This window comes from Flagellimonas sp., assembly GCF_965233845.1.
GTDB lineage: Bacteria > Bacteroidota > Bacteroidia > Flavobacteriales > Flavobacteriaceae > Flagellimonas.
On record NZ_OZ247584.1, the window covers coordinates 1,488,391 to 1,507,583 of the forward strand.

The window sequence follows — 19,193 nt, forward strand, 5'->3', positions numbered from 1 at the left end:
GGATATGCAAAAAATGATTATATACATAGGTGTTTTCCTGCTTTTGGCTTGTAAAGGTCAGAAGGAAGAGACCGAAGCTGCACCACCCAATATTGTTTTCATCATGGCTGATGACCATGCTTTTCAGGCAATTAGCGCGTATGGTCATGAGCTGTCCCAACTGGCACCTACACCCAACATTGACCGCATTGCCACAAATGGAGCAATTTTTCAGAACAGTTTTTGCACCAATTCCATTTGTGGCCCAAGCAGGGCTGTAATTCTTACGGGAAAACACAGTCATGTCAATGGTTTTAGGATGAATGGGGAACGGTTTAACAACCATCAAGCTACCTTGCCCAAATACCTTCAAAAAATGGACTATCAAACCGTAGTCATTGGAAAATGGCACCTTCATGGAGAACCAACAGGATTTGATCATTGGGAAATTTTGAATGATCAGGGGAACTACTATAATCCAGAGTTTATCCAAGGAAAGGATACTACCATTGTTGAGGGATATGCTACGGATATTGTTACCCATAAAAGCTTGGATTGGCTACAGAATAAAAGGGATGGTAAGAAACCTTTTTTTATGATGGTTCACCACAAAGCCCCCCATAGAAATTGGATGCCAGCTTTGAGGCATGCAAACAAGTACGATTCCGTTACTTTTCCGTTGCCTGATACTTATTTCAACAAGCATAAAGGCCAATTGGCAGCCCAACAGCAGCAGCAGACCATTTATACGGATATGTATGAAGGCCATGACTTAAAAATGACCACATCTCTTGGGGACGCTACATTGGCACATAATCCGTGGACCAAGGACTTTGATAGGATGACACCGGAACAGCGCCGCGAATGGGATGCCGCCTATAAGGCCAAAAATGATGCGTTCCACAAGGCAGAACTGTCTGGCAAGGAATTGGCCATTTGGAAAGGGCAGAGGTATTTACAGGAGTACTTGGCTACCGTTGCAGCTGTGGATGAAGGGGTAGGGGAAATTTTGGATTATCTGGAGGAAACAGGATTGAATGAAAACACTTTGGTGGTGTACACTTCGGACCAAGGATTTTATTTGGGAGAGAAAGGATGGTTTGACAAACGTTTTATGTACGAAGAATCCCTGAGAATGCCCTTGTTGATGCAACTTCCTGGGGTGATTGAGCCTGGTTCTTCTGTGGATGCGATGGTACAGAATCTGGATTTTGCGGCGACCTTTTTGGACTTGGCGGGCGGAAGCCAACATGCTTCAGAGATGCAGGGTGAATCTTTTAAAGAAGTTTTGGAGGGTTCCCAAGCGGATTTTAAAACGTCCATTTATTACCATTATTACGATTACCCGGCCTTCCATATGGTCAAAAAACAATATGGCATACGAACCAAACGGTACAAGCTCATTCATTTCTATGATGACATTGATACATGGGAGTTTTATGACCTGAAAGAAGATCCCAGTGAGCTACACAACGCAATCAATGACTCCCGATATGGCCAACAGATTGAAGAGATGCATAAAAAATTGGATAGCCTACAAACTTTTTATGGGGTAACCCAAAAGGAGTTCGAAAAGGCATCGCAACAGGATGTGGACAAAGCCTTCGCTCAATTTAAAAAACTGAGAGGCACCGATTAATCCGCAAGCATCCAATGATTTAGAGGTTACATCACAATGTCATTGATCCATTGATAAGGTTCCGGGATATCCGTATCATCAATAAGTTGGCGGATATCTATTTCTATGCCACGACTTAGATCCGTAATGGGAACGTCATTGGGTCCCCCTTCAAACGGATTTTCCGTGTTCTCCCCAATAGCTTCCATGGTATGGAATACCCAGGAGATAAGCGCACTGAATGGAATGGAAAACCAAACAAAGTGTTTTCCAATAAAAAGTTGAAGGTTTTGGGTGATTTCAAAGTAGGCTGGATTTTCATTAAGGTCACTGATAATTCTATCTCCTATAACCTCAAATCCCTCCATGATTCCAAAGGGCACCAATAAAATAAATACCCAAACAAAAACATAATTCAGGGTTGCAAATTGTCGGGGATAAGGGAAGTTTTTGATACGTTCGCTTTTGCCCTGAAGGGTATAAAGCTCAGTGAGCATTGCCATCATTTCCATATGGCGGAAATCCTCAATCAAGCCTTGATCCATAAGATCTCCCAACCTTTTGGATTGAATTCCCAACAGTTGGGACGCTTGATTTCCTTTTTTGAAAATGGTATCAAATTCCGCTTTGGAAATATAGGGAGCGATGACCTCTTCTATGGGAACGGTATCTTCCAATACGGTATAATGGGATTCGCGAAATTCCTTATTGGACTTCTGATTTTTAAGATGTGATTCCCAAGGCTTATCCTTCCTTAATTGATATCGCAGAGCAGTAAGCCAGGCAACATGTCGGTGTACCAATTCTCGTTTTATAGTTTTGAGTTCTTCATCAGCTATGGGATTGTTGGCGTGTTTGTTCGTAATAAAATCCTTGACCATGATGGTCCAGGATCTGGAGGTGTTGACGATTCCTCCCCAAATCTTTCGGGCTTCCCAGAGTCTATCGTAGGAGGCATTATTTTTAAAACTAACGATAAAGGCCACGGCCGTCCCCAGTACTCCAAGGGGCAACCACGGCACATGAAGCCATTTCCATCGTAAAACATCAAAAAGAAAAACAGGAATGGAGGCCAAAAGAAGGAAAAGAAAAATATGCCTTCTTGTCCACATGATAACGCCCTTTACGGGAAAAATTTTTCTGGTATACATGGGAGAAAGTAATCAATTGGTTGAACTACAAAATAGCCATTTTTTGCAATTCTAAAATTATTGGGAGCTGACCAAATCATGTAAACATGATAAATATCATGTGTCCAGCTAAGACACCTATCTATTTTTACACAATAAAGGATAAAATAGTCTTTTATTATCGAATACTAATCAATTTACCATGTTATCAAAAAAACAAGCACGTACTTTTTTTCTTGGAGGGACGGTGGTGACATTTCTTGTCTTTATCGGACTTACGATTTATTCCTTTAGCAAGGAACAGGATCAATCCAACTATGAGAACATTACCGAGCAGGTTGTTCGGGGAAAACAATTGTGGGAAGCCAACAATTGTATGGGGTGTCACACCATTCTAGGTGAAGGCGCCTATTATGCGCCAGAACTCACCAAGGTTATAGACCGAAGGGGGGAAGGATACATCAAGGCGGTACTTACCACTCCAAATGCCTGGGCCCCCAATGGAAGAAAAATGGTGGCCTATGGATTTTCGGACGAGGAGGCGGCAGATTTAATCGCCTTTTTTGATTGGATAGATGACATTGACCTCAATGGCTTTGATACCGTGGTATCTCCATTGGCCAAGGATAAAACCAACAACTAAACCCAACGTTATGAAATACAAATCACAAAAAGTAGCCTATTGGTTTTTTGCACTTTCCATGCTGCTATTAGTTTTACAACTGACCTACGGCTTTATCATGGGCTTTGCCCGTGTGGGGCTGGATGGACTCCATGATTTTATACCCTTTAATACAGCAAGGGCGGTACACACCAATTTGTTGGTGGTCTGGCTGCTTTCCGGTTTCATGGGCGCTGCCTATTATATTATCCCGGAGGAAGCGCAACGCGAACTGGTTAATGTAAAATTGGCCTATGTACAATTGATTTCACTTGCTTTGGTAGGTGTTGCAGCCATAGTGGGTTATCATTTTAACTGGTGGGAAGGACGAAAATTCCTGGAAATTCCAAGACAATTGGACTTTTTGGTAGTAGCTAATGTACTCTTGTTTTTAGGTTTGATTTTGGTCACCCTGTTCAAAGGAAAGCGAAGGACCACAACGGCCTTGGTACTGTCAATGGGACTTTTGTTTGCGGCACTCCTCTATTTACCGGGAATGTTGCCCTTTGACAGCCAGGTGATGGACTCTTTCTTCCGTTGGTGGGTAGTCCACCTATGGGTTGAAGGTGTTTGGGAACTGATTATGGGAGGTATCCTTTCCTTTTTGCTGATCAAACTTACGGGAGTGGATCGGGAAGTCATAGAAAAATGGCTTTACGTTATTGTAGGACTTACGTTTCTTTCAGGTGTATTGGGGACAGGCCACCATTACTATTATATAGGCGTGAACAAGATTTGGTTGGTTGTTGGAGGGATATTTTCCGCCTTGGAACCCTTGGCTTTCTTGGCCATGGCCTTGTTCGCGGTGAACATGTACCGCAAAGGAGAAAAAAGACACCCCAACAAGTTGGCATTGTTCTGGACCTTGGGTGCGGCCATCGTGTCATTTTTGGGAGCAGGATTACTGGGTTTTGCACATACGCTGCCACAAACCAATCTATATACTCACGGAACCTTGGTCACAGCCATGCATGGACATTTAGCGTTTTGGGGCGCATATGCGATGATTGTACTTGCAATCATAAGCTATAGTATGCCCAACATGACCGGAAGAAAACTGTATCTAAGTGCGAGGGGTAGAGCCGCATTTTGGCTTTCAAATATTGGTATGATTGGAATGACCGTGGCCTTTGGAGTTGCAGGTGTTGCCCAGGTGTACCTGGAACGAAAGTTTAAAATGGAGTTTATGGCCGTACAGAATGAAATTAGCATACACTTTTGGGTGCTACTGATCTGTGCAACCATATTAACCTTGGGAATTGCCTTGTACATTATCGATTTTGTCAAACACGGTAAACCAACTGATCAGGCTTTGGAACTACAAAGGTGAATCCAAGAGCGAACAGAATAACAAGGCTGAAAAGGGGATTTTCCATCGGTGATACCCATAATTCATGACGGATCAAGAAGATGGGAAATCCGAGGAAAAATCTTGGAACAGTCAATAAACAGGTCTATCAAGCAATCGTAGCCAGTGGTGAAGCATTCAATTTACTCATACCTAACTCTTCAAGGATTGCTTCAATCATGATTGCTTTTTAGACCTTAATTTATAAACAATGATCAATTCAGTGGAAACAAAAAGTACCCAAACGGAAATCAATTCCAAGTCCAGGCCTTATTACAAATCGGTAGGAAAGGAGGTAGACATTTTTAAGCATGCCTATAGTAGCAGGATTCCATTTTTATTAAAGGGTCCCACAGGTACTGGCAAGTCCCGATTTATCGAATACATGGCCCATGAATTGGACCAACATTTGATTACGGTAAGTTGTCATGAGGAAACTTCGTCCACGGATTTGATCGGACGATATATTATCAAAGGAACCGAAACGGTTTGGATGGATGGCCCCCTGACCATGGCGGTTAAAACCGGGGCCGTATTGTATCTGGATGAGATTGCCGAGGCTAGGCCAGATGTGATTGTGGCCATACATTCGCTGACCGATCACCGTAGGGAGTTGTTCATCGATAAATTGGGAACTACGGTAAAAGCGCATCCCAATTTTATGTTGGTTGCTTCCTTTAACCCTGGTTATCAAAGAGGATTTAAAGAATTAAAACCTTCAACCCGGCAACGTTTTGTCGCTATTTCCTTTAACTACCCGGAAGCCAAAGCTGAGGCGGAAATTTTGGTACAAGAAACCAACATTTTGGAGGCTGATGCCAAGAAACTGGTCAACATTGCAAATAAAATTAGAAATCTAACGGAGTTGGGACTTACGGAAACCGTCTCTACAAGATTATTGGTGGATGCCGCTAAATTGATTCGATCAGGTTTGCCCAAAAGATTGGCGGTACATGCCGCTGTGGTGGAACCACTCACAGATGATTTGGAGGTTATTAGCGCGCTGAACGATCTATGTGATTTAATGATCTGAAGACGAGTCTTGAGTCTTGGGTCTTGAATCTTGGGTCTTAAAACTTAAGAGTCTCACTACTAAAAGCTAAAAGCATGTTTGAGTTTGAGCCGGATGAATACATCTTTACCAAGTTTGCCCACTATTTCAAAAAACGAAAAAAGAATAGAGAGGCCAATTTGTCGCATGCGGTTCATCTTTCCGATATAAAACCCCGACTCACCATTTTTGCCCGTGCGGTTACGGGACTGCCTATCGAACTCTATGCAGCCGAAAGAGAAGGGGGCTATAAAAACGGCAATTTTTTTCTGCCTCCAAAATATGCCCAATTTGCTACTGTCAAGGAAAACCTCTCTTTTTATCTGTTCAGAATCCTATACTTATCCGTTCAAAAAAACTTGTGCCTAAACTGGAAGGAAGGTAACGCACATGAGTTGAAAGCTTCCCGGGAACAAGCCCAAAGAACATCGCCATTGGTGCTGGACCAATTGTTCAAAGAATTTCCTGTAACCCAAGAGTATTATCAAAGATTGATATCCCACTATTCCGTTCAGTCAAAACCAAAAGCAGACCCAGATTTCTCATTTATATATGGCAAATGGATGCGGGACACTGCTGAGGAAGAAACAGGGGACACTTTGGAAAATTTTTCGCAGAAAGTAAAAAAGACAAGCCCAAGCAAGCCCAAAACAACCTTAAAAGCCAATGCTGTAGAAGAAATTGTTTCCGTTCAAGTAGATGAAAAACAAGTAGAGGATGCGGTATTGCAACACCAGTTTGAAAAAGTGGAAACTGCCGATGAATTTGGAGGGAATTTCAGGAACATGGATGGAGAGGATGACTTGCAAGACCATGCCAATGCCTTGGAGGATCTGAACATGAAGTTTACCGTTAGGGTTGACGATACGGCGCATTCCGTTTACCAAGCAGATTTTGTGGAGAACACCACCATTGCAGAAAGTGAGGATAGGGACAGCAACGGCTATTTTGTCCGCTACGATGAATGGGACCAATCCAAGCGCAGCTACAAAGAAGATTTTTGCAAGGTGTACCCCAAAACCATTGAAAGGATCAATCCGGATTATTATAAGGAGGCAATTGCCAAAAACAGGTCTACGTTATTGGGACTGCGAAAAATGTTGACAACGGTAAACAATAAATATCAGCAGCAGCGAAGACAGACCCAAGGGGAGGAGTTTGATTTGGATGCCATAACAGACCTTTTTGTCAATGTAAACACGGGTCATACCCCTTCTGAAAAAGTATACTTGTCCAAACGCAAGAAGGAAAAGGATCTTTCCATCCTTTTACTGTTGGATAGCAGCTTGTCCAGCGATGGTTATGCTGCTGGGAACAGGGTGATAGATGTTGAAAAGCAAGTATCCATTCTTTTTGGTGAAATATTGGAGGAATTCAATATCGATTTCTCCATCAATAGTTTTTATTCGAAGACCAGGAATCACTCTTCCTATATCACCATGAAGGGCTTTGATGAGGATTGGAATCGGGCCAAATTTAAAATCGGGGCAATAGAACCCAGCGGTTATACGAGAATTGGCCCTGCTCTACGACATTCGGGAGCCTTGCTGGATAAGAGGGATAGCAAGAACAAATGGGTCATTCTTATTTCTGACGGTAAGCCCAACGACTATGATAGGTACGAAGGAAAATATGGAATAAATGATATCAAGCAAGCCTTACGGGAACTCAACGAACGCCAAATAAATTCCTATGCCTTGGCTATTGAGGCCCAAGCTAAATATTATCTGCCCCAAATGTTCGGACAAAACCACTATCAAATTTTGACCACGCCTGCGGAGTTATTGCAATCGCTGGTAAAACTTTATGAAAGAATTAAACATCAGTCCTAATTCTCTTGGACGGCTTCAAAGTCCTTTAATGATATAAACCTGCCCTTTTGTCTAATTTCAGTTACAAATTCCTTAATGGTTTTGTCTTTAAAATCGGCATAAATTTTTTTCCTGAATGGAACTACGGTATAATGAACAGGACACGGATTTTCATCACCACATGATGGCAAGCCCAAAAAACACTGCTCAAATTTAGAAGTACCATCAATACACTTGATGATATCCCAAATGGAGTTCTCTACATTATCCTTATTCAGATAAAAGCCCCCTGTGGGCCCTTTATGGGAAGAGACCAGCTTGTTTTTGGCTAGCTGTTGCAACAATTTGGCCAAAAAAGGTTGGGGAGTTTCTAAGGCTTCGGCAATTTTCTTAACCCCAACTTTTTCATCTTCCTTGACGTACATTGCCAAATAAAGAATGGATCGGATAGCATATTTGCATGCGTTGGATAACATAAACTTTTGCTTTGTTCAAATGTATAGAAAGATGATTTAGTCCAAAATAGGATCTTTGGAATTCTTATGGGAACTATTAAATAAGTGGAGGTTTTTGCTAGTGTTCAAAATGCGATAGCTCAAGCGTCTTTTCGCCTTAATTGAAGAACGAAAATATTACCGATGGAAAATACCAGAATACCAGTAGCCAATACCAAGAGCCATGGATAATACCTAATCACAGGTGCTTTAAACCAAACCATTGTGCCTTTGTAAAAGATAAGTCCTTCTGTAAGTATAAACCCTAGAAGGTATAATATTATGGACCTTGATGTAATCCGAATCAATTTGGAATGGGATAAAAAAGAAAGGACCGCCACGCTAACTAGGCCTAAAAAAATCCAATGCAAATACCCAATGACCAGATCAATGTTGCTAGAAATACTGGAAGCGAAATAGGGAATTGAACCCAATAGTTGTAATAGCAATTTGACCAAAAAGAAGATAGCTGCAATTTTTAGTGAAAGATAGAATAGCTTGGAATCCATCCGTTTGACCTCATTTTGGAAAGGCAATACATGTTTGATCAAAATAAAGAAAGCAAACAGCTGCAATACGGATCCTAATGCGGAAATGACATAGATGGAGTTGCTAGGATTCATCCACAACAAAGAGATGCAAAAGGTTGTCACGATCCCAAGATTCATGGTCCAAAAGAATTGCGCGAAAGCATCACGGGGCAATTCTATTTCTTTTTGTTCCAGAAAATACAGTAACAGCCCAAGGAGTGCCATTATAAACCATCCATTGTATTGAAAATGCAAATAGAAATAAATGGCATTCCGGTACAAATCTGAACCGCTTCCGGCAGTATTCATAATTGCTCCCAATGCCCATGGACCCAAACTGGATAGCACCATGTACCAGAGGGAGACATAAATGCATTTATAGGCCGGGGTCTTTTTTTGCTCCTTTGAAGTATGTTTCACAAAAAACCACATAAACACATAGGAGGCAAAAAGGAAAAGCGTTGAAAAAATGATTGAAAACAGCGCATATCCCGTAAAGGGAAAGGTCAACAACATTCCGATAATGGTTACTTGGGTACCCCAAAACAAGACGCTATACTTTCTTTCCATGGATGCTTTGCTCAAGAATGCCAAATAGATAAGGGTGGTCAATGCAGTGTAGGTCCAGCCCAACAAAGCCACATGGGAATGGGTGTGCACCATATAACGGTAGTTAAAGGAAAGCTCAACAACTGGGAATAACCGCAGTGCAAGACCTAAAAGAGCAATCAATAGAAAATACCCCAAGGCAAGAACGCTGTGTTTTTTGAGTGAGTGCACTAAACCAATTTACGTTCTAAAAGTACAGTTTAAAGTGATTTCTACCCTACAAGCAAAAGATATAAGATGAACTTCTGGGATGAATCCAAAACCTCATGGCCAAGCTAAATACCTAGCCCATTTGCTTCTCCAATGCAATGGCCTTTGGATGCAGGATGTTATTTTCCAAATGAATGTGAAGATGTAAATCCTGTGCAAATTCTTACAATGTTGAAGAAACTTGTTAAACTTTATAGAGCTTGAAAGCGTAGAAATAGTTTTAAGGTATATTATTTTTGCTATGTAGTCTTGATTGTAGCTATTTGGTTTGAAACGGAATTGATTAGGTTGAACTGGGGTTTGTATCATTACCTTTAATCTTTACCATCTTGGCTAAAACGGCAATCAAAATTGAAACAGGAAAACTTCGGTACAAAAAGAAAAGTTCCGAATAGGGATGAAAAAATAGTGTAAAATCTTTGAGTAAACCATGAAAATTAGAATTAAAGGCAATTCGGTTCGATATAGATTGACCAAGACAGAGGTAGAAACCTTTTGCAAGACGGGTTATTTTGAGGAAAGAACCGCATTCAATACCAAGACTTTGACCTATGCATTGAAAGTGGTGGATGCGGATAACTTGGGAGCCGAGTTTGAGGAGGACACCATAACCTTGTTGGTGCCCAAAAAATTCAGTGCAAACTGGTTTGAAAACGACAAGGTCGGCTTTGAAAACACGATGCTATTGGACAACAAAAGCGAGCTTTTCCTTCTATTGGAAAAGGATTTTGCCTGTTTGGACAATACCACCGAGGATCAATCCGATAATTACCCCAATCCTAAAGCCTGTTAACCCAAATAGGATTATAGCAGTTCAAACAACTTCGGCAGCCAAAGGCTTAATTGTGGGAAATAGGTAATCAGGAACAATGCAATAATCATGGCCACAAAGAGTGGGAGTAAGGGCTTTACAACCTTTTCTATGGTAGTTTTGGCAATACCCACACCAACAAACAGCACAGAACCCACTGGAGGGGTGCATAATCCAATACAAAGATTCAAAATCATGATAATTCCAAAATGAACCGGATCAATTCCAAGTTTGGTCACTATCGGAAGAAATATGGGAGTGAAAATCAGTACGGCTGGTGTCATATCCATGAAAATCCCAACGAACAGCAACAACAAATTAATGATGATCAAGACCATGATTTTATTGTCGCTTAAGGCCAACAAAGCGGTGCTTATGTCCTGTGGGATATTTTCATAGGACAAAGCCCATGACATACTCATGGATGCCCCGATAAGTAGCATCACTACGGCTGTGGTTGCAGAGGAATCCAACAGAATTCGCGGAAGTTTTTTAAGGCTGATTTCTTTATAGATGAACCCCAGAACAAGGCTGTAGAGGACCGCAATTGCTGATGCTTCAGTAGCGGTAAAGATTCCAGACACAATCCCTCCAATTACAACAATCAACATAAACAAGCTAGGTAGTGCAGTGAAAAAAGTTTTTACAACTTCCTTTAAGGAACTTCTATTTCCAAGTTTATAACCTTTTCTTTTGGCCCAGATGGATGCCACAATCATTAAGAAAGCACCAGTTAAAATTCCTGGAATATATCCAGCTAGGAACAAAGCCGCAATGGATGCACCACCACTGGCCAAGGAATACACAATGAGAATGTTGCTTGGAGGAATTAGCAGACCTGTAGTTGCTGAGGTGATGTTTACGGCCGCGCCAAATTCTTTGGAGTACCCATCTTTTTCCATTTCGGGCCCCAGAATGCTCCCCATAGCAGAGGCGGATGCCATGGCAGAACCGGCAATGGCTCCCATGAGCATGGCGGATACAATGTTGATCAAGGCCAAACCGCCTGGAAGTGCTCCCACCAATGTTTTGGCAAATGCTATCAACCGATGCGCAATACCTCCTTTGTTCATTAACTCACCCGATAAAACAAAGAATGGAATGGCCAAAAGCGCAAAGCTGTCAAGTCCTGCGCCAATGCGTTGTGATACTGCGGTAAAAGCTGGCAAAGCAGGAATACTCACTAACATGGTCAACAATGATGAAATGGCAATACTCCATGCTACTGGCGTACCCATGCCCAAAAGCACTATAAAACTCAATACCAAGGTTAGGATAGGAATGTAGTCCATGTTTATAATTTTTTAAGATCAAGGAGTTTGTAATAGATAATGAGGACACCGCTTATGGGCAAAATCAAATAAACTATTGCCAAAGGCAGCTGTAGGGCAGGGGAGTATTGTTCCAAAACATAGGTAATGTATACCAGTCTGGACCCCCCAATAACCAATGCCGCCAAACTGAACAGGATGATCAGGATGCCCACAACCCTCTTGAATTGCTTTTGTGCTTTGCCACTCAATTTGGATGGGACAAGATCAATGGCAACATGCCCATTCTTTCCAGAAACATAAGCAGCACCCAAAACACCAAGCCAAATCATTAGGTACCGTGCCAGTTCATCCGTAAAGGAACTGGGCGAGCTTAAGATGTATCGACTAAAAACTTGCCATAATACGTTGATGACCATGATTGCCATTATGACAATCAAAGCTTTACCTACTATTAGGTCTACTTTGGTGCGTAATTCCATAATTATTTGGTTTCCTGTATTGCTTTAATTAAATCGTAAAATGCTTTATCCTCTTTGTATTTATCCAAATTGGATTTGAGCTTCTCCGCAAAAAGTGTTTTATCCGGTCTAATGATTTCAACACCGGCTTCCTGAACTGCATCCAATGCCTCTTGTTCGGATATCGCCCAAAGCTTTCTCTGATGTACCACGGAAAGGTCCACAGCTTGTTTTAACCATTGTCGCTCCTGTTCGTTTAGTTTCTTCCAAGTATGTGTGCTGGAGAGAACCACATCGGGCAAAACCGTATGTTCATCCAGGGAATAATATTTGCAGACTTCATAGTGCCGGGATAGGTAAAAGCTCGGAGGGTTATTCTCTGCACCGTCCACCACTCCTTGTTGCAAGGAAGTATACAGTTCGCCCCAAGAAATGGGCGTAGCCGCGCCACCAAGTCCGTTCACCATATCCATGGCGGTAACACTCTCCATAACTCTGATTTTAAGGCCATCCAGATCTTCGGGTTTGTGAACAGGTCGGTCTTTGGTATAAAAGCTTCGAGATCCCGCATCATAGTATCCCAATCCTTTTAACCAGTATTTTTCTCCCTCATCCAATAGATGTTGACCAATAGGCCCATCCAGAACTTGGAAGGAATGTTCCCGGTCCCGGAAGACAAAGGGAAGACCCAAAACTTTCATTTTTGGAGCAAAGTTTTCCAATACACCAACAGATACTTTGGTCATATCCAGGGCACCTAGTTGCAAAAGCTCCAGGCATTGTCGTTCTGTACCCAATTGTTGGTTCGGATAAATTTCCAATTGCATTTGACCCTTGGAAATACTGTCCAAATCCTTACTCATTTGCACCATAGCTAAATGTACAGAGTGCTTTACATCCAGTCCATGGGCTAATTTTAAAGTTCGTATGCCACCCGTAGTATTACAACCTAGAAATACGATTATTACTAAGACCGGGAAGATATGCTGTGTGATATTTTTATGGAATCGAATGAACTGCGCCATGTGGTTAAAATTGTTGTTTGTACCGGGTCAAGGCCTCTATATAGTAATAATCTGCATAGTTTAAAGGCACATCTATTTCTGCCCCATGGGGAATACTGCCCACGGAATGGTCTAGAACAAATCCTTTGTTTTCTCCAACAGCAGCGGTGTAGGTTTCAGATGCTAGCGATGAGAGTATCTTATCAATGACGGGTCGATAGGAGGTGCTACTGAAACCATCCAATTCTATTAGGGCAGACACTACTATGGCGGCCGCAGAAACATCCCGAGGCTCTTCGGGGATGTTGGGAGCGTTAAAATCCCAATAGGGGATCAGGTCCGCAGGAAGGTTTTCATGCTGGAGATAAAAACTGGCTATATCCTCGGCAATCTTCAAATATTCTGGTTTTTGGGTGTAGCGGTAACAGAAGGTATATCCGTACAACCCCCATGCTTGTCCTCGGGCCCAAGAACTTTCATGGGCATACCCTTGGGCGGTTTCCTTGCTACGGACTTCTCCGGTTTCTGGATCGTAATCCACTACATGATAGGAACTATGGTCAGGTCGAAAATGATTTTGAAGCGTGGTATTGGCATGGGCAATGGCGATATTGGCATATTTTGGATTTTTGGTCAGTTTTGAAACCTCGAATAGCAGTTCCAAGTTCATCATATTGTCCACAATCACGGGGAATTTCCATCCCCTTTGCGCTTGCCATCCTTTATCCACATTCCAACTCTGTATACAGCCAACTGTGGGGTTGAATCGCGTGATCAGTGAATCCGCAGCTGTCACCATCACTTCTTTGAAGGCTGGGTTTTGGGTAATCCTGTACCCGTTTCCATAGGAACAGTTGAAGATGAAGCCTAAATCATGATTGTCAATGTTGTATTTGTGGGATTCATAAGGAGCTTGAAACTTTTCTGCGGCCTTTCTCCATTTTTCATCACCTGTATGTTCATATAGGTACCAGCAGCTTCCGGGAAAAAATCCTTCCGTCCAATCAAACCCCTTATTGATCCAATGGATTTCCCGTTCGGCGTTTAAAGTTCTGGGAATGTCGTTGGCTTTTTCGGCTTCCAGTAGTAAATTGTTCAATTGTGTTTCAGCCTTTCCCAATAATTGCTCGGCATTTGGGACTGTCTCTTTTTTGGTGCAAAAAAACAGCACCATGCATAACAGGGATAATGTAATAAGTTTGAAATACTTCATGTCTTTGGATGTTTGGTTGTTTTTTTTTGGGTGGAATCCCGTTGGATCAAAGTAGGTTCCAGGATTATGGTCTCAGGGTCAAGGAGGTTGGGTTTTGCATTGATTTGCCTGATCAGCAATTCCGTGGCCAATCTTCCCATTTTTTTACCGGATTGATCTACCGTTGTCAAAGACGGATCAATAACAGAGGAAGTAGGACCATTACTAAAACCTACAATGGCTATTTCTTCAGGGATTTTGATGTTCTTTCCCTTTAGGAACTGCATGGCGCCCACAGCAGCCACATCATTGGCAGAAAAAATGCCATCCACTTGTGGCATTGTCTCCCATATTTTTTGGGCTGCATTTGCCCCATCTTCTTCCATCAAATTGGAATCGATGACCAAATCGGGTTGAAATGGAAGGCCATTTTTTTCCAAAGCTTCCTTGTATCCATTGAACCGGTTTTGATAGAGTTTCAAGTCCCTGGGCCCGGCAAGATGTGCAATATTTCTGCATCCTTGTGAAACAAGATGGTCGGTGGCATCAAAACTGCCCTGGTAATCGTTTAATAACACATTGTTGTTTCCAGGGATATCGCAATGTCTATCAAAAAAGACCGTCGGAATGCCATTCTTTCGAGCCAATTCCATATGTTCATAGTCCAGCGTTTCCATGGAAATGGATACAATCATGCCATCTACTCTGTTGGCGACCAAGGTTTGTACCAGATTGGTTTCCCGTTCCAACTTTTCCAAGGATTGGCACATGATCACATTGTACCCATGTTCAAAAGCTGTTTCCTCAATACCTTCAATGGCAGAAGAGAAGAAAAACCTAGAAATCCTGGGAATGATTACTCCAATCGTATTGGTTTTGTTCTTGCGAAGATTGGAAGCCAAAACATTCCGTTGATAGCCCATTTCTTCCGCCTTGGCCCAGATACGTTGCTTAGTCTTTTGAGTGACCCTAGGACTGTTGTTCAGGGCACGGGATACTGTGGAACTATCAATCTTGAGCGCAGCAGCTATATCGTGTATGGTAACATTATTGGCATGCATAGGTGTAGTGTAATCAACACTGAGGTCTAAATATATGAAAATAATACAATCGATTGTATTTTATTTTTTTGTATAACTTTGTTGCATTGATTTCCACGAAATATAACAGTATGAATACCCAATATGAAAGCCGATACGCCTCCAATCCAGAGACTGTAAAGCAATATGATACCACCAAGCTCAGGGCGGAATTTCTCGTAGACAACCTGATGCAAAAAGATAAGATTGTCATGACCTATTCCCATTATGATCGCTACATTGTAGGTTCTGCAGTTCCGGGAAATGATCTTAGCTTGGAACCCATAGCACCGTTGAAGGCGGATTATTTTTTGGAACGCAGGGAATTGGGAATCATTAATGTTGGAGGGGCAGGAACGGTTGAGGTGGATGGTGCCCCTTACCAGTTGGCTCACAAGGACGCGCTTTACATAGGGCAGGGAAAGAAGCAAATTGTGTTTAAGAGCGATGCCCCTGGGCAACCAGCCATGTTTTATTTCAATTCGGCACCAGCACATACTTCATATCCAACTAAAAAAGTAAGCTTGCCAGAGGCCAATGCAATGGAGCTTGGAACTTTGGAAACGGCCAACCATAGAATAGTACATCAGATGATTATAGGAGGGGCAGTGGATACCTGTCAGTTGCAAATGGGGATGACCACCTTAAAATCTGGAAGCGTTTGGAATACGATGCCGGCCCATGTGCACGATAGGCGCATGGAAATCTATTTTTATCTGGATGTTCCCGAGGGTCAGGCCGTATGTCATTTTATGGGCCAACCACAAGAAACAAGACATATCTGGGTGCATAATCATCAAGCGGTAATATCTCCACCTTGGTCCATACATTGCGGCTCGGGCACTTCCAACTACTCTTTTATCTGGGGTATGGCCGGAGAAAATCTGAACTATTCCGATATGGATGTGGCTCCAATCACCGAACTTCGTTAAATCAATCTGTTGGCCATGAATAAAATTTTCATTTCCCTTTTAAGTGTAGCTTTTCTAAATGCTTGTGTTCCTGAAGATGCTGGTTTCACCTTTGTTGTGGTAAATGAGTTGGATGTGGATAGAGCCTTCGAAACTGTTGAACTTGCTGGCACCTTTTTAGGGGTTGACAACTTGAACAACTACGGCATCCAGGATTTTGAAACAAAAGAAGTTTTGGTTTCCCAGGGAGTTGATACGGATAAAGATCAGTATGCCGATATGCTTTTGTTCCAGCCCAATATGGAGGCAAATTCCAAGAGAAAATTTGAATTGATTGAAATCCATCATTCGGAAAGACCCAAGTCTAAATCGGTATGTTTTTCGCGTTTTGTTCCTGAACGGATGGACGATTATGCTTGGGAAAACGACAAGGTTGCCTTTCGAGTTTTTGGTCCGAAGGCCCAGAAAATGGCAGAAGAGGGTTTGGAAGGGGGAACGCTGTCCAGCGGAGTGGATGCATGGTTAAAAAGGGTGGAACGTCCCATCATCAACAAATGGTACCGAAAGGAATTGAACAGCGAAGGAAGCTATCATGAGGATGATGGGGAGGGATTGGATAATTTTCATGTAGGCCCAAGCAGAGGGGTAGGTGGACTCGCTATAAAAAGAGACAGCACATATCATTTTTCCAAGAATTTTAGCAACTGGAAACACATTGCATCCGGACCCATTAGAACCAGTTTTTATTTGGAGTACGAGGATTGGGATGCGGACGGTGTTTTAATCAAGGAATCCAAGATTATTAGCTTGGATAAGGGAAGCAATCTATCCAAATTTGAGGTCAGCCTTGAGGGAGCGGAATATATCGCTGCTGGGATTACCTTGCATGAAAAGGATGGGGTGGTCAACGGGAACAAAGCGCAAGGTTGGTTAAGTTATTGGCAACCTCATGGTGATTCTGAGTTGGGTACGGCGATTGTTGCACCTACTTCTGTTTTTAAGGATATGGAATCGTATGAAACAGACCAAATGGATTTGAGCAACGCCTATGCGCTTCTGCAAATGGAAAATGGCAAGGTAATTTACTATGCCGGTTTTGGGTGGAAAAAAAGTGGTCAGTTCCAATCCCAAAAAGAATGGGAGGACTATTTGTCCCAATTCGCCTTAAAACTTTCCAAGCCGTTGAAAGTTCAATAATCAATTGATGATGGGAGGCTTAAAATGTCCGAAAAGCTTTCAATGTATTTATAACAAATAAATGGCTCAAGGTTATTGATTCCTATGCCTATGATGAAGTATATTGTTTGCTCAAATTGAAAGAGAATTATTTCAGTTAAAAAAAGCAAATCCAGAAATCCAATTAAACAATCACCCATGAACTCTATTAAACCAATCTCATCATTTGCTTTATGCACCATACTACTCTTAGCTTTTGGTAGCTGCAAACAGCAAAAGCAAGCTCCGAAAGAACAAACTGGGCAGAAACCCAACATCATTGTTATTTACTTGGATGATTTGGGATATGGAGACGTGGGATTCAACGGGTCTACTGAATTGCAAACACCAAATATGGACAAGTTGGCTTCTGGAGGTTTGGTGTTTACCAATGGATATGCCTCCTCGGCGACTTGTACACCAAGTAGGTATGCGCTGCTAACCGGGGTCTACCCTTGGCGTGAGAAGAATGCAAAAATTTTACCCGGCACCGCTCCCTTGATTATAGGAACTGAGCAGATGACCTTGCCCAAAATGCTCAAGGGTGTTGGATATCGCACTGGAATTGTTGGAAAATGGCACTTAGGTTTGGGAAGTGGACAAGTAGATTGGAACACTACAGTGTCCCCTGGGCCCAATGAGGTCGGCTTTGATCACTCCTATATAATGGCAGCAACCCAAGACCGGGTTCCAACCGTTTATATTGAGAATGGTACCGTGGAAGGCCTTGATCCTGATGACCCCATCGAAATTAATTATGCGGAAAATTTTGAAGGGGAACCCACTGGATTGGACAATCCGGAAGAGCTAAAAATGAGATGGCATCACGGTCACAACAATAGCGTGGTCAACGGAATTCCTAGAATTGGGTTCATGAAAGGTGGTAAAAAGGCGCAGTGGCGCGATGAGGATATGGCCGATGTATTTTTAAAAGAAGCCCAAGATTACATCAAAGCACAGAAGGATGCTCCCTTTTTCCTGTACTATGCGCTACAGCAGCCCCACGTGCCCAGAACCCCTCATGAACGTTTTGTAGGGAAAACGGGATTGGGTCCTAGAGGTGATGTCATTTTTGAAGCCGATTGGTGTATTGGGGAGTTGGTGAAAACCCTGGAAGCAGAAGGGATTTTAGAAAACACCTTAATTGTTTTTACCAGTGACAATGGACCTGTACTTAACGACGGATACTATGATGATGCGGTAGAAAAAAATGGGGACCACACGCCATGGGGACCCTTTAGAGGAGGGAAGTACAGCTTGTTTGAGGCGGGTACGCACGTGCCATTTTTCACGTATTGGAAAGGAACCATTGAGCCAGGAACCTCAAGTGCGTTGGTCTGTCAAATGGATTTGCTCTCTTCGTTAGCCACACTTGTGGGTAGTGATGTTAAACTGGAAGATAGTGAGGATTTGTTGGCTGCATTTTTGGGAGAGAGCTCACAAGGTAGGGAGGAGCTAGTCATTGAAGCTTCAACAAGAACCGCCCTCCGTAAAGGAGATTGGGTCTTGATTCCACCCTATGGAGGACAAAAAGTGAGCCCCAATGTACAAATAGAATTGGGAAACTCGGATGAATTCCAATTGTACAACTTGAAGGAAGATATTGGGGAAACCCAAAATTTAGCGGAATCCAATCCTGAGAAACTTCAAGAATTGATTACGGTATTCGAAAGGATTAGAGGAGAAAACATAAACATTGAACCGCTAGAGCTCAAATAGGATTTGTTCTCAGAGCTCTTTAAAATCTTGCTCCCATCGGATTGAGAGTTATAGCTATTTTCCTGAAAATGAGGAATCCAATTCCGTTT

Annotated in this window: 17 protein-coding genes and 1 pseudogene; 9 read left to right on the top strand and 9 right to left on the bottom strand. The window is 42.3% G+C overall.

Features of this window, described 5'->3' with window-relative positions:
* Nucleotides 1-4: 4 nt before the first annotated feature.
* Complete coding sequence (locus ACO6S0_RS06450; RefSeq protein ID WP_422351180.1) at nucleotides 5-1,618, top strand: sulfatase; 1,614 nt, start codon at nucleotides 5-7, stop codon at nucleotides 1,616-1,618.
* Nucleotides 1,619-1,644: 26 nt separating this feature from the next.
* On the opposite strand, the gene ACO6S0_RS06455 is transcribed toward ACO6S0_RS06450, so the two are convergent.
* On the bottom strand, nucleotides 1,645-2,748 hold the full coding sequence (locus tag ACO6S0_RS06455; protein ID WP_422351181.1) for a bestrophin family protein: 1,104 nt from the start codon (nucleotides 2,746-2,748) through the stop codon (nucleotides 1,645-1,647).
* Nucleotides 2,749-2,929: 181 nt separating this feature from the next.
* Between ACO6S0_RS06455 and ACO6S0_RS06460 the strand changes: the two genes are divergently transcribed.
* The 4 genes from ACO6S0_RS06460 to ACO6S0_RS06475 all read left to right on the top strand — a co-directional run bounded on the left by ACO6S0_RS06460 (nucleotide 2,930) and on the right by ACO6S0_RS06475 (nucleotide 7,619).
* Complete coding sequence (locus tag ACO6S0_RS06460) at nucleotides 2,930-3,370, top strand: c-type cytochrome (protein ID WP_420399266.1); 441 nt, start codon at nucleotides 2,930-2,932, stop codon at nucleotides 3,368-3,370.
* 10 nt (nucleotides 3,371-3,380) lie between these two features.
* Nucleotides 3,381-4,718 carry a cbb3-type cytochrome c oxidase subunit I gene (locus tag ACO6S0_RS06465; RefSeq protein WP_422351182.1) on the top strand — a complete coding sequence of 446 codons (1,338 nt, stop codon included), beginning with the start codon at nucleotides 3,381-3,383 and terminating at the stop codon, nucleotides 4,716-4,718.
* Nucleotides 4,719-4,947: 229 nt separating this feature from the next.
* Nucleotides 4,948-5,769 (top strand): CbbQ/NirQ/NorQ/GpvN family protein, encoded by an 822-nt coding sequence (locus ACO6S0_RS06470; RefSeq protein ID WP_422351183.1) that lies wholly within the window; start codon nucleotides 4,948-4,950, stop codon nucleotides 5,767-5,769.
* A 74-nt stretch (nucleotides 5,770-5,843) separates the two neighbouring features.
* Nucleotides 5,844-7,619 (top strand): nitric oxide reductase activation protein NorD, encoded by a 1,776-nt coding sequence (locus ACO6S0_RS06475; protein ID WP_422351184.1) that lies wholly within the window; start codon nucleotides 5,844-5,846, stop codon nucleotides 7,617-7,619.
* Here ACO6S0_RS06475 and ACO6S0_RS06480 read toward each other — a convergent pair.
* From ACO6S0_RS06480 to ACO6S0_RS06490, 3 genes and pseudogenes are all read right to left on the bottom strand, one after another.
* Nucleotides 7,616-8,074: an RrF2 family transcriptional regulator gene (locus ACO6S0_RS06480; protein ID WP_422351185.1), complete on the bottom strand. Its 459-nt coding sequence runs from the start codon at nucleotides 8,072-8,074 to the stop codon at nucleotides 7,616-7,618. The genes ACO6S0_RS06475 and ACO6S0_RS06480 overlap by 4 nt on opposite strands.
* A 119-nt stretch (nucleotides 8,075-8,193) precedes the next feature.
* Nucleotides 8,194-9,402, bottom strand: a complete 1,209-nt coding sequence (locus ACO6S0_RS06485; RefSeq protein ID WP_422351186.1) for a hypothetical protein — start codon at nucleotides 9,400-9,402, stop codon at nucleotides 8,194-8,196.
* A gap of 112 nt (nucleotides 9,403-9,514) precedes the next feature.
* A pseudogene (locus tag ACO6S0_RS06490) lies at nucleotides 9,515-9,604 on the bottom strand (iron-sulfur cluster repair di-iron protein); the annotation flags it as partial.
* Nucleotides 9,605-9,871: 267 nt separating this feature from the next.
* Here ACO6S0_RS06490 and ACO6S0_RS06495 point away from each other — a divergent pair.
* Nucleotides 9,872-10,234 (top strand): DUF7009 family protein, encoded by a 363-nt coding sequence (locus ACO6S0_RS06495; protein ID WP_422351187.1) that lies wholly within the window; start codon nucleotides 9,872-9,874, stop codon nucleotides 10,232-10,234.
* 11 nt (nucleotides 10,235-10,245) lie between these two features.
* Here ACO6S0_RS06495 and ACO6S0_RS06500 read toward each other — a convergent pair whose 3' ends face one another.
* The 5 genes from ACO6S0_RS06500 to ACO6S0_RS06520 are packed head-to-tail and all read right to left on the bottom strand — an operon-like array spanning nucleotide 10,246 to nucleotide 15,241.
* Nucleotides 10,246-11,544: a TRAP transporter large permease gene (locus tag ACO6S0_RS06500; RefSeq protein ID WP_422351188.1), complete on the bottom strand. Its 1,299-nt coding sequence runs from the start codon at nucleotides 11,542-11,544 to the stop codon at nucleotides 10,246-10,248.
* A 2-nt stretch (nucleotides 11,545-11,546) separates the two neighbouring features.
* On the bottom strand, nucleotides 11,547-12,005 hold the full coding sequence (locus tag ACO6S0_RS06505) for a TRAP transporter small permease (protein WP_422351189.1): 459 nt from the start codon (nucleotides 12,003-12,005) through the stop codon (nucleotides 11,547-11,549).
* Between the two features lie 2 nt (nucleotides 12,006-12,007).
* Nucleotides 12,008-13,009, bottom strand: coding sequence for a TRAP transporter substrate-binding protein (locus tag ACO6S0_RS06510; protein WP_422351190.1), 1,002 nt, complete (start codon nucleotides 13,007-13,009; stop codon nucleotides 12,008-12,010).
* A 4-nt stretch (nucleotides 13,010-13,013) separates the two neighbouring features.
* The gene (locus ACO6S0_RS06515) at nucleotides 13,014-14,201 is read right to left on the bottom strand and encodes a glycoside hydrolase family 88 protein (RefSeq protein ID WP_422351191.1); all 1,188 of its coding nucleotides are present in this window, start codon (nucleotides 14,199-14,201) and stop codon (nucleotides 13,014-13,016) included.
* Nucleotides 14,198-15,241, bottom strand: coding sequence for a LacI family DNA-binding transcriptional regulator (locus tag ACO6S0_RS06520; protein ID WP_422351192.1), 1,044 nt, complete (start codon nucleotides 15,239-15,241; stop codon nucleotides 14,198-14,200). The genes ACO6S0_RS06515 and ACO6S0_RS06520 overlap by 4 nt, the downstream gene beginning before the upstream one ends.
* 110 nt (nucleotides 15,242-15,351) lie before the next feature.
* On the opposite strand from ACO6S0_RS06520, the gene kduI reads away from it, so the two are divergent.
* From kduI to ACO6S0_RS06535, 3 genes are all read left to right on the top strand, one after another.
* Nucleotides 15,352-16,191, top strand: coding sequence for a 5-dehydro-4-deoxy-D-glucuronate isomerase (kduI, locus tag ACO6S0_RS06525; RefSeq protein ID WP_422351193.1), 840 nt, complete (start codon nucleotides 15,352-15,354; stop codon nucleotides 16,189-16,191).
* A 15-nt stretch (nucleotides 16,192-16,206) separates the two neighbouring features.
* Nucleotides 16,207-17,367, top strand: coding sequence for a DUF4861 family protein (locus ACO6S0_RS06530; protein ID WP_422351194.1), 1,161 nt, complete (start codon nucleotides 16,207-16,209; stop codon nucleotides 17,365-17,367).
* Nucleotides 17,368-17,544: 177 nt separating this feature from the next.
* Nucleotides 17,545-19,104: a sulfatase family protein gene (locus ACO6S0_RS06535; RefSeq protein WP_422351195.1), complete on the top strand. Its 1,560-nt coding sequence runs from the start codon at nucleotides 17,545-17,547 to the stop codon at nucleotides 19,102-19,104.
* The last annotated feature ends 89 nt before the right edge of the window (nucleotides 19,105-19,193 follow it).

Excerpts from the sequence above, each read along its gene's own strand:
- ACO6S0_RS06530 (WP_422351194.1), top strand. The coding sequence starts at position 16,207 with ATGAATAAAATTTTCATTTCCCTTTTAAGTGTAGCTTTTCTAAATGCT.
- ACO6S0_RS06480 (WP_422351185.1), bottom strand. The coding sequence starts at position 8,074 with ATGTTATCCAACGCATGCAAATATGCTATCCGATCCATTCTTTATTTG.
- ACO6S0_RS06455 (WP_422351181.1), bottom strand. The coding sequence starts at position 2,748 with ATGTATACCAGAAAAATTTTTCCCGTAAAGGGCGTTATCATGTGGACA.
- ACO6S0_RS06500 (WP_422351188.1), bottom strand. The coding sequence starts at position 11,544 with ATGGACTACATTCCTATCCTAACCTTGGTATTGAGTTTTATAGTGCTT.
- ACO6S0_RS06535 (WP_422351195.1), top strand. The coding sequence starts at position 17,545 with ATGAACTCTATTAAACCAATCTCATCATTTGCTTTATGCACCATACTA.
- ACO6S0_RS06520 (WP_422351192.1), bottom strand. The coding sequence starts at position 15,241 with ATGCATGCCAATAATGTTACCATACACGATATAGCTGCTGCGCTCAAG.
- ACO6S0_RS06460 (WP_420399266.1), top strand. The coding sequence starts at position 2,930 with ATGTTATCAAAAAAACAAGCACGTACTTTTTTTCTTGGAGGGACGGTG.
- ACO6S0_RS06450 (WP_422351180.1), top strand. The coding sequence starts at position 5 with ATGCAAAAAATGATTATATACATAGGTGTTTTCCTGCTTTTGGCTTGT.
- ACO6S0_RS06475 (WP_422351184.1), top strand. The coding sequence starts at position 5,844 with ATGTTTGAGTTTGAGCCGGATGAATACATCTTTACCAAGTTTGCCCAC.
- kduI (WP_422351193.1), top strand. The coding sequence starts at position 15,352 with ATGAATACCCAATATGAAAGCCGATACGCCTCCAATCCAGAGACTGTA.
- ACO6S0_RS06505 (WP_422351189.1), bottom strand. The coding sequence starts at position 12,005 with ATGGAATTACGCACCAAAGTAGACCTAATAGTAGGTAAAGCTTTGATT.
- ACO6S0_RS06510 (WP_422351190.1), bottom strand. The coding sequence starts at position 13,009 with ATGGCGCAGTTCATTCGATTCCATAAAAATATCACACAGCATATCTTC.
- ACO6S0_RS06470 (WP_422351183.1), top strand. The coding sequence starts at position 4,948 with ATGATCAATTCAGTGGAAACAAAAAGTACCCAAACGGAAATCAATTCC.
- ACO6S0_RS06515 (WP_422351191.1), bottom strand. The coding sequence starts at position 14,201 with ATGAAGTATTTCAAACTTATTACATTATCCCTGTTATGCATGGTGCTG.
- ACO6S0_RS06465 (WP_422351182.1), top strand. The coding sequence starts at position 3,381 with ATGAAATACAAATCACAAAAAGTAGCCTATTGGTTTTTTGCACTTTCC.
- ACO6S0_RS06495 (WP_422351187.1), top strand. The coding sequence starts at position 9,872 with ATGAAAATTAGAATTAAAGGCAATTCGGTTCGATATAGATTGACCAAG.